General features: G+C 65.8%; 14 protein-coding genes. All 14 read left to right on the top strand.

The annotated features are described in order from the left end of the window. Positions 1-42: 42 nt before the first annotated feature. A complete protein-coding gene (locus AC5O5R_RS12785; protein ID WP_256676339.1) occupies positions 43-1,848 on the top strand; it encodes a GspE/PulE family protein in 1,806 nt (601 codons plus the stop codon). After that, complete coding sequence (locus AC5O5R_RS12790) at positions 1,832-2,611, top strand: hypothetical protein (protein ID WP_172223672.1); 780 nt, start codon at positions 1,832-1,834, stop codon at positions 2,609-2,611. Before AC5O5R_RS12785 ends, AC5O5R_RS12790 begins: the two co-directional genes overlap by 17 nt. 1 nt (position 2,612) lies before the next feature. Next, complete coding sequence (locus AC5O5R_RS12795; protein WP_172223676.1) at positions 2,613-3,155, top strand: PilN domain-containing protein; 543 nt, start codon at positions 2,613-2,615, stop codon at positions 3,153-3,155. After that, positions 3,142-3,705 carry a GspMb/PilO family protein gene (locus tag AC5O5R_RS12800; protein ID WP_172286594.1) on the top strand — a complete coding sequence of 188 codons (564 nt, stop codon included), beginning with the start codon at positions 3,142-3,144 and terminating at the stop codon, positions 3,703-3,705. The genes AC5O5R_RS12795 and AC5O5R_RS12800 overlap by 14 nt, the downstream gene beginning before the upstream one ends. Beyond that, positions 3,705-4,214 carry a hypothetical protein gene (locus AC5O5R_RS12805; RefSeq protein ID WP_172286593.1) on the top strand — a complete coding sequence of 170 codons (510 nt, stop codon included), beginning with the start codon at positions 3,705-3,707 and terminating at the stop codon, positions 4,212-4,214. The genes AC5O5R_RS12800 and AC5O5R_RS12805 overlap by 1 nt, the downstream gene beginning before the upstream one ends. Beyond that, the gene (locus AC5O5R_RS12810; RefSeq protein ID WP_172223686.1) at positions 4,211-6,076 is read left to right on the top strand and encodes a secretin GspD/PilQ domain-containing protein; all 1,866 of its coding nucleotides are present in this window, start codon (positions 4,211-4,213) and stop codon (positions 6,074-6,076) included. Before AC5O5R_RS12805 ends, AC5O5R_RS12810 begins: the two co-directional genes overlap by 4 nt. After that, positions 6,073-6,552 (top strand): type II secretion system protein, encoded by a 480-nt coding sequence (locus tag AC5O5R_RS12815; protein ID WP_172223690.1) that lies wholly within the window; start codon positions 6,073-6,075, stop codon positions 6,550-6,552. The genes AC5O5R_RS12810 and AC5O5R_RS12815 overlap by 4 nt, the downstream gene beginning before the upstream one ends. A gap of 5 nt (positions 6,553-6,557) precedes the next feature. Continuing rightward, on the top strand, positions 6,558-6,932 hold the full coding sequence (locus AC5O5R_RS12820; RefSeq protein WP_172223693.1) for a type II secretion system protein: 375 nt from the start codon (positions 6,558-6,560) through the stop codon (positions 6,930-6,932). Then, positions 6,907-7,434: a type II secretion system protein gene (locus AC5O5R_RS12825; protein WP_172223696.1), complete on the top strand. Its 528-nt coding sequence runs from the start codon at positions 6,907-6,909 to the stop codon at positions 7,432-7,434. The genes AC5O5R_RS12820 and AC5O5R_RS12825 overlap by 26 nt, the downstream gene beginning before the upstream one ends. Beyond that, on the top strand, positions 7,431-7,826 hold the full coding sequence (gene csgE / locus AC5O5R_RS12830) for a curli production assembly/transport protein CsgE (protein ID WP_172223713.1): 396 nt from the start codon (positions 7,431-7,433) through the stop codon (positions 7,824-7,826). Before AC5O5R_RS12825 ends, csgE begins: the two co-directional genes overlap by 4 nt. Continuing rightward, positions 7,823-8,236, top strand: a complete 414-nt coding sequence (locus AC5O5R_RS12835; protein WP_172223717.1) for a curli assembly protein CsgF — start codon at positions 7,823-7,825, stop codon at positions 8,234-8,236. The genes csgE and AC5O5R_RS12835 overlap by 4 nt, the downstream gene beginning before the upstream one ends. A gap of 34 nt (positions 8,237-8,270) precedes the next feature. Then, positions 8,271-9,122, top strand: a complete 852-nt coding sequence (locus tag AC5O5R_RS12840; RefSeq protein WP_494515439.1) for a CsgG/HfaB family protein — start codon at positions 8,271-8,273, stop codon at positions 9,120-9,122. Between the two features lie 439 nt (positions 9,123-9,561). After that, positions 9,562-9,798 (top strand): hypothetical protein, encoded by a 237-nt coding sequence (locus AC5O5R_RS12845; RefSeq protein ID WP_172286596.1) that lies wholly within the window; start codon positions 9,562-9,564, stop codon positions 9,796-9,798. Between the two features lie 225 nt (positions 9,799-10,023). Then, positions 10,024-11,934 carry a sigma-54-dependent Fis family transcriptional regulator gene (locus tag AC5O5R_RS12850; RefSeq protein WP_494515440.1) on the top strand — a complete coding sequence of 637 codons (1,911 nt, stop codon included), beginning with the start codon at positions 10,024-10,026 and terminating at the stop codon, positions 11,932-11,934. Position 11,935: the final 1 nt, after the last annotated feature.

The following is an 11,935-nucleotide window of genomic DNA, read 5'->3' on the forward strand; positions in this document are numbered from 1 at the left end:
TGAGCCAGCCTGCGACGCGCCCCCTGAGCGGAGTCGCAGGCCATGTCAGACGCATTCGATGCATCCCCGAAAGTTCTACAGCCTGCGCTGGCCTCTTCGCGGATAAACCCGCTCCCACAGGGTTCGTGCACTCCTGAAGTCAATGGGGATTTTGTGGGAGCTGGCTTGCCGGCGATAGGGCCGGCACAGGCAAAACAGTTTCAGGCATACCCCCGCGACCTGCTGACCCAGGCCCGGCTCCAAGCCAGTGATGAACGCCTGCTCAACTGCCTTGAACGCCTGGCCTGCGACACCCCCGACACCTTCACCCGCCGCCTGGGCCTGACCCTGCACTACCCGGTGCTGGACAGCCACACCCTGCTGCACAGCAACCCACGCTTCGACAAAGTCAGCCTGGCCGTATGCCTGAAGCGCGAGTTCGTGCTGATCGAGCAGGACGGCCAGCTGCTGGGCGTGTTCGCCGACCCTTTCGACCCGGCCCGCCTGGCCTGGATCGACGACGTGCTGCAAGGCGCACCGCTGTACCTGGCGCATGCGGCCGAGCTGGCCACCTTCCTGGCCCGCCACGAAGAAAGCTTCCACGCCGTCGATGCGCTCGACCATGACCCCGAAACCAGCAGCGAAAGCGACCCGCTGCAACGCCTGTCGCTGGCCAGCATCAGCGAAGACCAGAGCCGCGTGGTCAAGCTGGTCAACTCCACCCTGTACGACGCCCTGAAGCTGCACGCCAGCGACATCCACCTGGGCATGACCGGCCAGGGCCTGACCATCAAATACCGCATCGACGGCGTGCTCAACGGCGCCGGCAAGGCCAGCGGCAGCGCCTTCGCCGACCAGGTCATCTCACGTATCAAGGTCATGGCCGAGCTGGACATCGGCGAAAAACGCGTGCCCCAGGACGGCCGCTTCAAGGTGGCCGTGGGCGATCGGCAAATCGACTTTCGTGTATCGATCATGCCCAGCATCTTTGGCGAAGACGCCGTGCTGCGGGTACTCGACAAACAAGACCTGTCCGACCGGGTCAGCGGTGTGCAGCTGCAGGCCCTGGGTTTTGCCGACGAGACCCTGCGCGCCCTGCGCCGGCTGGCCGCCGAACCCTACGGCATGATTCTGGTCACCGGGCCTACCGGCAGCGGCAAGACCACCACCCTGTACGCCATGATCAGCGAGATCAACCACGGCGTGGACAAGATCATCACCATCGAAGACCCGGTCGAATACCAACTGCCGGGTGTGCTGCAGATCCCGGTCAACGAGAAGAAGGGCCTGACCTTCGCCCGCGGCCTGCGCTCGATCCTGCGTCACGACCCGGACAAGATCCTGGTCGGCGAAATCCGCGACCCGGACACCGCGCAGATCGCCGTGCAATCGGCGCTCACCGGCCACCTGGTGTTCACCACCATTCACGCCAACAACGTGTTCGACGTGATCGGCCGCTTCAGCCAGATGCAGGTCGACCCCTACAGCTTCGTTTCCGCACTCAATGCCGTGCTGGCGCAGCGACTGATTCGCCTCGCCTGCGCGCACTGCGCCACACCTTGCGAGGTGGATGACGACACCCTGTATGGCTCGGGCCTGACCCGCGAGGGCGTGGCCGGCTGGCGCTTCGTGCGGGCGCAGGGCTGCGGCCAGTGCCGCGGCAGTGGCTACCGCGGCCGCAGCGCCATCGCCGAACTGCTGCACCTGGACGACGACCTGCGGCAGATGATCGTCGAGCGCCGCCCGCTGGCGCAGATCAAGACACTCGCCTGCCAGCGTGGTTTGCGCCTGCTGCGGGCCTCGGCCCTGGACCTGGTCCGCGATGGCCGCACCACCCTTGAGGAGATCAACCGTGTCACATTCATCTGATCGATTCTGCGCCGTGCTCGGCGCTGAAGGTGTCGGCCTGGGTCGCTGGCACAACAACCACCATCAATGGCTGGGCAGCCGCGCGTTCACCTGCGACGCCGCGCAACCGGCCTGGGAAGCTGCCGTCGATGCGCTGGCCGCGCTGCTGGCCGAGCATGCCGCACGCGGTGCGCAACTGCGGGTGCTGCTGTCGGCGCGTTACAGCCGCTTCTGCCTGGTGCCCTGGAGCGATGCCATCGGCCACCCGCGCGAGCTCGACGCCTACGCCCGGGCCTGCTTCGAAAACCTGTACGGGCAGCCGCTGGACGACTGGCGCATCGTGCTGTCGCCGGAACCTGCAGGTGCTGCGCGCATTGCCACCGCGTTGCCCGAAGCCCTGCTGCAACGGCTGCAGGCGCTGGCCCGGGAAAGCCGCCTGAACCTGCGCTCGGTACAGCCGTACCTGATGGCCGCCTACAACCGCTGCTCGGCGCAGCTGGAGCAGGGCGATTTCCTGTTCGTGCTGGCCGAGCCACGCCGCAGTGTACTGCTGCTGGCGGCCGGAGGCGCCTGGCAGCAAGTGCTGGCGCAAGGCTGCGCCGACAGCGACCAGGCCCTGCAAGCGCTGATCGAGCGCACCTGCGAGCTGTACGGCGAGCACCTGCCACGGGTCTACCTGCATGCCCCGGGCCGGGGCGACGTGCCGCAACTGGCGGCGGTGCAGCTGTGCCAGCCGGCCAGCGAAACCGACCCGCTGTGCGCCATGTGGCGGGCGGTGGCCTGACATGCGCCGCCTCGACCTGGAATTCCAACCCCGGCGCAGCGGCCCGCTGGCCTGGACGCTGCTGGCACTGACGGGCGCCGCAGTGGCTGCGCTGGTGCTGCTGCAATACAGCCTGCAGGCCGAGCAGGTCGACCTGGAAGCCAGCGTCCACAGCCTGGAGCTGCAACTGGGCCGGCGGCCCGCCACCGTCGCGCCACAAAGCACCGCTGCCAGCCGCGAACAGGCCGAGCGCCTGGCGCAGATGCGCAGTGTCTCGCAGCAGTTGCAACGGCCCTGGCAGCAACTGTTCGCCATGCTCGAAAGCCTGCCGCAGGACGATGTCGCCTTGCTCGGCCTGACCCCGGACGCCCGCAAAGGCCAGGTCCGCATCAGCGCAGAGGCTCGCAACCTGGAGGCGATGCTGCAGTACCACCAGCGCCTGGAGGCCAGTGCCGAGCTTAGCGATGTGTCGCTGCTCAACCATGAAGTACTGGCCGCGCAGCCCGAGCACCCGGTGCGCTTCACCCTTACCGCTACCTGGGAGACTGGCCATGCGCGCCCTTGAATCGCTGAACAGCCTGATTGTCCAGGAGCGCCTGCGCCGCGTCGGTCCGGTCGGCCTGGCGGCAGTCGCTGCGGGCCTGCTGGCCCTGGGCGTGGCCGCTGCCGGTGTGCTGCCACAGTGGCAGAGCGTGCGGGAGCTGCGTGCCAGCGAAGCGGATGCCAGCGTGCAGGTCGGGCGGGTCAAGCGCGGCGAGCTGAAGATCGCCGTCAAACCCGAGCAACAGGCGCTCGACAGCCTGCGCCAGCAATTGCCGGGGCAGCCCCAGGCCAGCGAGCTGATCGAGCGCCTGTACCACCTGGCCAGCGCCGAGCACATCAGCCTGGCGCGTGGTGAGTACGCCCTGGGCATCGACCCCAAGACCCAGCTGGCGCGCTACCAGATCGTGCTGCCGGTACGTGGCAGCTACCCGCAGATTCGCGGCTTCCTCAAGGGGTTGCTGGGGCAGCTGCCAACGCTGGTGCTGGAAGACCTGGAACTGCAACGCAAACGCATCGGCGACAGCGAGCTCAACGCCCGGCTGCGCATGACCCTCTACCTGTCGAGGTCGTGATGAACACACAACGTGCAGTCATCTGGGCCGGTTTCATCGGGGTAAGTGCAGCGTTGGCCTGGGCGCCGGGGCACTGGTTTGGGCAGGACGATGGCGTCGCGGCCTTCGCGGGCTCGCCCGCTCCCACAGGTTCGGCGGCGCCCACAGGTTCTGTGGTGGCGGGCGAGCCCGCGAAAGGGCCGGAGCAGGCCTCCCGAGATCTGTTCCCAACCCAGAAATGGACCAAGCCCCAAGCCCTGGCCACCGTCACCGAACAACCCGTGGTCGCCGCGCCTGTCGTAGCCGCAGCGCCCACCGCCCCTGAGCTGCCGTTCCAGTTCATCGGCCGCATGGGTGAACGCGACGACTTGCAGATATTCCTGCAGAGCGGCGAAAAACTCTACGTCGTGCGCCAGGGCGACGTGATCGAAGACACCTACCGCCTCGATCGGGTCTCAGCCAGCGAGCTGAGCCTGGTCTACCTGCCTTTGCACCAGTCGCAGACCTTGTCTGTCGGGAGCGCACCATGAAGTCATCGAAGCTGTGCAAGCCTGCTCCGTTCCTGCTTGTGGCGCTGTGCGTGGCCATTGCCGGCTGCGGCTCCAGTGCGGTACGCGAGGACAGCGACCAGTTGATGAAGGAGGGCCAGTACGAGGCCGGCATCGCCCGCCTGGAAGAAGCGCTGCGCGATGACCCGCGCGACACCGAACTGAACATCGCCCTGGCCCACAGCCGCCAGGCCGCCATCGAGGCACTGATCACCCAGGCCGACAGCGACCGCATCCGCCACGATTTCGCCAACGCCCGCATGGGCTACGGCCGGGTGCTGACCCTGGAGCCGAACAACCGCCGCGCCCAGGAAGGCATCCGTCAGCTGGAGCTGATCCGCACCCTCGACGAGCGCGTGGCCCTGGGCCAGGCAGCGCTGCGCCAGGGCGACCTGTTCGGCGCCGAGCGCTACATGCGCGAAGTGCTGCGCCTGGACCCGCAAAACCAGAAGGGCATCGCCCTGCGCACCGACATCGAGAACGTCCAGGCGCGCACCGCGCAGCCGTTCCCGCAACTGCGCAGCAAGCTGGAGCGGCCGGTGACCCTGGAGTTTCGCGATGCCAACCTGAAGACCATCTTCGAGGTGCTGTCGCAGGTTGCCGGCATCAACTTCATCTTCGACAAGGACATGCGCCCGGACATGAAGGCCACCATCTTCGTCCGTGACGTGCGCATCGAAGACGCCGTGGCGCTGCTGCTGGAGCAGAACCAGCTGCGCCAGAAGATCGTCAACGACAACACCCTGATGGTGTATCCCGACTCGCCGCAGAAGTCCAAGGACTACCAGGAACTGGTCATGCGCACCTTCTACCTGACCAGCATCGACGCCAACACCGCGCTGAACATGGTCAAGACCATGCTCAAGACCCGCGACGTGTTCGTCGACGAGCGCCTCAACACCCTGACCATGCGCGACACCCCCGACGCCGTGCGCATGGCCGAGAAACTGCTGCAGTCGCAGGACCAGTCCAACCCCGAGGTGGTGCTGGAAGTGGAAGTGATGGAAGTGGCCACCTCGCGCATCCTCGACCTGGGCCTGCAATGGCCCAACACCTTCGGCGTGCTCAACTCCGAGGGCAAGTCGGTGAGTGTGCTCGACCAGCTGCGCGGTATCGACTCCAGCCGCATCAGCATCTCGCCGGCGCCGCAGGCCAAGATCAACGCCTCGGACAAGGACATCAATACCCTGGCCAGCCCGGTGATCCGCGTCAGCAACCGCGAGCAGGCGCGCATCCACATTGGCCAGCGGGTGCCGATCATCAGCGCCACCTCGGTGCCGTCCACCCAGGGCCCGGTGATTACCGAAAGCGTCACCTACCTGGACGTCGGCCTGAAGCTTGAAGTGCAGCCCACCGTGCACCTGAACAACGAAGTGGCGATCAAGATCGCGCTTGAAGTGAGCAACGCCACCCCGCTGGAAGCCACCCGCCAGGGCACCATTCCGGTCCAGGTCGACACCCGCAACGCCCAGACCAGCCTGCGCCTGCATGATGGCGAAACCCAGGTGCTGGCCGGTCTGGTGCGCAACGACCACAACGCCAGCGGCAACAAGATCCCCGGCCTCGGCGACATCCCCGGCCTGGGCCGTCTGTTCGGCAGCAACAAGGACGACATGAGCAAGAGCGAGCTGGTGCTGGCGATCACCCCGCGCATCGTGCGCAACCTGCCGTACCAGAGCCCGTCGGACATGGAGTTCTCCACCGGCACCGAGTCGGCCATGCAAGTCCGCCAGATGGCGCCGCTGCCACCGGTGGATGTCCCTGGCAACGCGCCAACCAGTGATGCACCGGTAGTGGAAAGCCAGATGGCCGTAGTACCGGTAACCGCGAGCCCACGGCCATGAAACGGCAACGCGCCATGCACGGCTTCAGCCTGATCGAGGTGGTGCTGACCCTGGCGCTGCTCGGGCTGCTGGCCAGCATGGCAGCGCCGCTGACCGAAACCGTGGTGCGCCGCGGCAAGGAGCAGCAGCTGCGCGAGGCGCTGTACCAGATCCGCGATGCCATCGATGCCTACAAGCGCGCCTTCGACGCCGGCTACATCGAGAAGCGCCTGGATGCCAGCGGCTACCCGCCGAACCTGCAGGTGCTGGTCGACGGGGTACGGGATGTACGCAGTGCCAAAGGCGCCAAGTTCTACTTTCTGCGGCGTATCCCGCATGACCCGCTGGTGGCGGCCAAGGATGACGACGCCGGCGGATGGGGCTTGCGTGCCTACGACAGCAGCCCGGACAGCCCGCGCGAAGGCGAGGATGTGTTCGACGTGTATTCCAAGGCCCGTGGCAAAGGCCTCAACAGCATCCCTTACGGGCAATGGTGACAGCCATGAAACGCAGCAAAGGCTTCACCCTGATCGAACTGCTGGTAGTGATGGCGATCATCGCCACGCTGCTGACTATCGCCATGCCGCGCTACTTCAACAGCCTGGAAAGCTCTCGCGAGGCCACCTTGCGCCAGAGCCTGGCAGTGCTGCGCGAATCGCTGGATCACTTCTACGGCGACACCGGCCACTACCCCGACTCGCTGGAGCAACTGGTTGAACTGCGTTACCTGCGCAACACCCCGGTCGACCCGATTACCGAGCGCAGCGATGCCTGGCAGCTGGTGCCACCGCCAGAGGGCGTGGCCGGCGGCGTGGCCGATATCAAGAGCGGTGCTACAGGGAGGGCGCGTGATGGCAGCCTCTTCGCTGAATGGTAAGGCCAATGCCGGCTTCACCTACCTGGGCGTGCTGCTGTTGATTGCAGTCAGCACCATCGCCCTGGCCGCCACCGGCACGATCTGGGCCAGTGCCGCCCAGCGCGACCGCGAACGCCAGCTGCTGTGGGTGGGCAGCCAGTACGCCCAGGCCCTGCGCAGCTACTACCGCGCCTCGCCGGGGTTGGCCCAATACCCGCAGGACCTGGCCGACCTGCTGCAGGACAACCGCTTTCCGCAGGCCAGGCGGCACATTCGCCGGTTATACCCCGACCCGATCAGCAACAGCGACGAGTGGGGCCTGCTGCGCTCGATCGACGGCCGCATCACCGGCGTGCACAGCCGCTCGGACGACACCCCGTTCAAGCGCAGTGGCTTTGGCGCCGAGTGGAGCGGTTTCGAAGGCCTGGAGCACTACAGCGACTGGCAGTTCGTCGCCGAGCAGGCGTTTACCGAAAGCGCCGGCGGCGTACAGACCCACAGCGGCCCGGGAGACACGCCATGAACCGCCTGGCTGCGCTGTGCCTGGGCCTGCTGCTGGTGCTGAACACGTCGGCCAAGGCCGGGGTGGAGGACGAGATGCAGGGCTTTATCGTCGACAACACCATCTCGCACATCGGCCACGACTTTTACTACTACTTCGCCGACCGCCTGCGCGCCACCAGTCGCCTGGACTTCAACCTGGTGGTGCGCGAACGCCCGGATGCCCGCTGGGGCAGCCTGGTCACCGTGGAGTTCGAACGTGAAGTGATGTACCGCCGCTTCCTGCCCCCGAATACCACCGAGCTCAAAGACGAGGCCGTGGCAGCCGCCGACCTGGTCAAGCAGCAAATCATTCAACGCAAGCTGCAACGCCTGCTGCAGGACACCACCGACTTGGAGAGGGACGAGCTATGAACCACCGTATTTCACGTTGCATCGCCGCCTGCCTGCTGGCCAGCGCCTGTGCTGCCCAGGCCACCGAGCTGGTGTACACGCCGGTCAACCCGTCCTTTGGCGGCAACCCGTTGAATGGCACCTGGCTGCTGAACAACGCCCAGGCGCAGAACGACTACGACGACCCCGACCTCAAGGACCGTGCTTCGGCCTTTACCGGTACCACGGCCCTGGAGCGCTTCAGCAACCAGCTGGAGTCGCGGATGTTGTCGCAGTTGCTGGACAACATCAGTAACGGCAACACCGGCAGCATGGCGACCGATGCATTTCTGATCGACGTCATCGACGATTCCGGGGCCTTGAGCATCAAGGTCACCGATCGCGCCACGGGAGAAACTTCGATCATTGAGGTCAGCGGCCTGAACCCCTGAGAGGGAAAGGCTTTTATGTTGGGGAGAGAACACCATGAAACGTCTGCTGAGCACGCTGCTGATCCTCACCGCCCTGGGCCTGCAAACTGGTTGCAGCCTGCGCGAGCCCATGTCGGCCGAACAGGACTCGGAAACCCCGACCCTGACACCCCGGGCCTCGACCTATTACGACCTGATAAACATGCCACGGCCCAAAGGCCGGCTGATGGCGGTGGTATACGGTTTTCGCGACCAGACCGGCCAGTACAAGCCAACCCCGGCCAGTTCGTTCTCCACCAGCGTCACCCAGGGCGCGGCGAGCATGCTGATGGATGCCCTGAGCGCCAGCGGCTGGTTCGTGGTGCTGGAGCGTGAAGGCCTGCAGAACCTGCTGACCGAGCGCAAGATCATCCGTGCTTCGCAGAAAAAGCCTGATGTAGCGGAAAACATCATGGGCGAACTGCCCCCGCTGCAGGCTGCCAACCTGATGCTCGAAGGCGGCATCATCGCCTATGACACCAACGTGCGCAGTGGCGGCGAGGGTGCGCGTTACCTGGGGATCGACATCTCCCGCGAGTACCGCGTCGACCAGGTGACCGTGAACCTGCGGGCGGTGGACGTGCGTACCGGGCAGGTGCTGGCCAACGTGATGACCAGCAAGACCATCTACTCGGTCGGGCGCAGTGCCGGGGTGTTCAAGTTCATCGAGTTCAAGAAGTTGCTGGAGGCCGAGGTGGGGTACACCACCAATGAACCGGCGCAGCTTTGCGTGCTGTCGGCGATTGAGTCGGCGGTGGGGCATTTGCTGGCGCAGGGGATTGAACGGCGGTTGTGGCAGGTGGCGGGGGATGCGGGGGCGGGGAAGGCTACGGTGGACAAGTTCTTGAGTCAGAATCAGCAGCAGTGAATGGGTTTGATGGCCTCTTCGCGGGCATGCCCGCGAAGAGGCTGGAGCTGGCAACAGAATTGTTACTGAAGGCCCACCAGCCTTGAAAGCTTTCCCTAGGGCCGGTAGGCTTCCTCCGCTGCTGTAAATCCAGCAGCCGGGTTTGGTAGCCCGCGATCAATCAAGGCGCACAAGCGCCCGCTCTGCGATACAGTTGGCGCTTTTTTGTGCCCGGCTGTTTCGTTTTATGGCGGCTGTGCGTAGGGCGCCTTCGTGCGCGCCGGTTTCCTTGATTCCCGGTCTACCAACCTGCGTACAGCCGTCACCCTTTCGTTTGGTAGCGATTTGTGGCGGCTCCAGTGAATCAAGGAGCGACACAATGACAAAAGGCTTACCAGATCCTCCCGCACGCGCCACGGCGGCCTCCAGTTTTTCCACCTGTGAATGCAGCCACCCGCCATTGTTTGCCGTACGTTCGGGAGTGGACTACGAAGATGCGCTGGTGCATCTGTCCACGCTGCTGAAAGGGGCGTTTGCCACCAATCTCAAGGCGCTGGAACTGGCCAAGGGCACCTGCCGTGACCTGTTGTTGAGCAATGACCATGGGCTGGATTCGGCCAAGGCGGTGCTGGAGGCGTTGCTGGATGGGGTTGAACGGCAGCAGTTGGCTGGACGGGGGAGGGTGGTGTCGGTCTAAGCGCGGTTTGGGTCTCTAAGCGCCTGGCGATAGAGATTTGGCGCCCGTGAGATCGAGCGCCGCGCGGGCGGCGCTCGATCTCAGCCCCCACCCAAAACCCAAGCCATACACCCCCAGCCATCCCCAATCCATCAACCAGATGACGCCCAGCCATTTCTCCCGCACACTGCGGAAAATTCCCAAGCCCGTCTCCCGCCACCTTGCGGGGCACAGCCGGAGTAGCAAATGGCGCGACCACTAATAACAAACGCCCAAGACCCGCTGCACGAATCCCGCCAGGCCCGCCTGAAGCTGGCCAGCGAAGGCGAGCTGCCGCTGGGCATGCTGCGCGACGAAATCGACGCCTCCTGGCGCCGCAGCCTGGGCCATGGCCTGGACAGCCTGCAAGGCGAGCAGGTCGGCCTGGGCCTGGAACAAGGCCGCGACCTGCGCACCCTGCTCGAGCGCAACCGCCTGCTGGTCGACGCGGTCACCCCCGAACTGGATTACCTGGTCGCGCGCCAGGGCCAGGCCGGCATCATCATCCTCGGCGACGCCAAGGCCAACGTACTGGCCATCGAGGGCCAGACCCATGTGCTCAGCCGCGAGGGCCTGCGTGACCTGCAGCCCGGCAGCTGCTGGAGCGAAACACTGCGTGGCACCAACGCCATCGGCACGGCGGTCGTCGAAGGCCGGCCAACGCTGATCAACTGCGGCGAGCACTACCTCGACCGCCTCAGCCCCTTCTCCTGCACCTCGGTACCCTTGCGCGACCCGCGGGGCGAGGTGATCGGCGTGCTCGACATCACACGCGAAGGGGTGATGGCGCAGCCGCAGGACAGCCTGACAACGCTGATGCTGGCCGCCGGCAACATCGAAAGCCGGCTGTTCGGCCTGTGCCACCCAGAGCAACTGGTGCTGGCGTTCCACAGCCGCCCGCAATACCTCAACAGCGCCTGGCAGGGCCTGCTGGCGCTGAGCCTGGACGGCGAAGTACTGGCAGCCAACGACAGTGCCTGCCAGTTGTTGCAGGTGCCGCGCCATGAACTGATCGGCCGGCACAGCACCGACCTGCTGGGCGAGCGTTCGCCGGCCTTCATCGCGCGCCTGTGGCAGGGCGGGGTGAGCAGCGTGCAGACGGCCAAGGGCGAGTTCTACTTCCGCGCCCTGCAGCTGCCGCGCCATGGCCGGGTCAACGGCAGTACGCCGGCGAGCAAGCCGACACTGAGCAGGCAAGCACCCGCACTCGACGCCCTGGCCGGTGGTGATCCGCGCTTGGCGCGCAACCTGCGCATGGCACGCCAGGGGCTGGGCAATGGCTTGCCAGTGCTGCTGCTGGGCGAGACCGGTACCGGCAAGGAAGTCGTCGCCCGAGCCTTGCACCAGGCCAGCCCGCGCGCCGACAAACCGTTTGTGGCCGTCAACTGCGCAGCGATCCCCGAAGGGCTGATCGAGTCCGAGCTGTTCGGCTACCGCGAAGGAGCCTTCACTGGTTCGCGCCGGGGCGGCATGGTCGGCCGGTTGATGCAGGCCCAGGGCGGCACGCTGTTCCTCGACGAGATCGGCGACATGCCGCTGGCCCTGCAGGCGCGCCTGCTGCGGGTTCTGCAGGAGCGCCGTGTGGCGCCGCTGGGGGCGGGCGACGAGCAGGACATCGACGTGGCGCTGATCTGCGCCACCCACCGCGACCTCAAGCGTCTGGTGCAGGAGCAACACTTCCGCGAAGACCTGTACTACCGGGTGAATGGCGTGTCGTTGCGCCTGCCGGCCCTGCGCGAACGGGATGACTTGGCTGCAATCATCCAGGGTTTGCTGGACAAGTCCGGCGCCAAGGGCGTCAGCCTGGACCCGGCCCTGGCTGGGTTGCTTGAAGGTTTTGACTGGCCCGGAAATATCCGCCAGCTGGAGATGGTGGTACGCACGGCACTGGCCATGCGCGAAGATGGCGAGCTGTTGCTGACCCTTGACCACCTGACCGATTGCCTGCTGGACGAACTGGCCAGCGCAACGGCGCCTTCCGGCAGCATCAAGGACAACGAGCTGGAGCTGATTCGCGCCGCGTTGACGCGCCACCAGGGCAACGTTTCCGCTGCTGCCGAAGCGTTAGGTATCAGCCGGGCGACGCTGTACCGCAAGCTCAAACAGTTGCGCAGCTGAC

The organism is Pseudomonas sp. 8_5_2, from assembly GCF_059295255.1.

Excerpts from the sequence above, each read along its gene's own strand:
- AC5O5R_RS12785 (WP_256676339.1), top strand. The coding sequence starts at position 43 with ATGTCAGACGCATTCGATGCATCCCCGAAAGTTCTACAGCCTGCGCTG.
- AC5O5R_RS12795 (WP_172223676.1), top strand. The coding sequence starts at position 2,613 with ATGCGCCGCCTCGACCTGGAATTCCAACCCCGGCGCAGCGGCCCGCTG.
- AC5O5R_RS12800 (WP_172286594.1), top strand. The coding sequence starts at position 3,142 with ATGCGCGCCCTTGAATCGCTGAACAGCCTGATTGTCCAGGAGCGCCTG.
- AC5O5R_RS12805 (WP_172286593.1), top strand. The coding sequence starts at position 3,705 with ATGAACACACAACGTGCAGTCATCTGGGCCGGTTTCATCGGGGTAAGT.
- AC5O5R_RS12810 (WP_172223686.1), top strand. The coding sequence starts at position 4,211 with ATGAAGTCATCGAAGCTGTGCAAGCCTGCTCCGTTCCTGCTTGTGGCG.
- AC5O5R_RS12815 (WP_172223690.1), top strand. The coding sequence starts at position 6,073 with ATGAAACGGCAACGCGCCATGCACGGCTTCAGCCTGATCGAGGTGGTG.
- AC5O5R_RS12820 (WP_172223693.1), top strand. The coding sequence starts at position 6,558 with ATGAAACGCAGCAAAGGCTTCACCCTGATCGAACTGCTGGTAGTGATG.
- AC5O5R_RS12825 (WP_172223696.1), top strand. The coding sequence starts at position 6,907 with ATGGCAGCCTCTTCGCTGAATGGTAAGGCCAATGCCGGCTTCACCTAC.
- csgE (WP_172223713.1), top strand. The coding sequence starts at position 7,431 with ATGAACCGCCTGGCTGCGCTGTGCCTGGGCCTGCTGCTGGTGCTGAAC.
- AC5O5R_RS12835 (WP_172223717.1), top strand. The coding sequence starts at position 7,823 with ATGAACCACCGTATTTCACGTTGCATCGCCGCCTGCCTGCTGGCCAGC.
- AC5O5R_RS12840 (WP_494515439.1), top strand. The coding sequence starts at position 8,271 with ATGAAACGTCTGCTGAGCACGCTGCTGATCCTCACCGCCCTGGGCCTG.
- AC5O5R_RS12850 (WP_494515440.1), top strand. The coding sequence starts at position 10,024 with ATGGCGCGACCACTAATAACAAACGCCCAAGACCCGCTGCACGAATCC.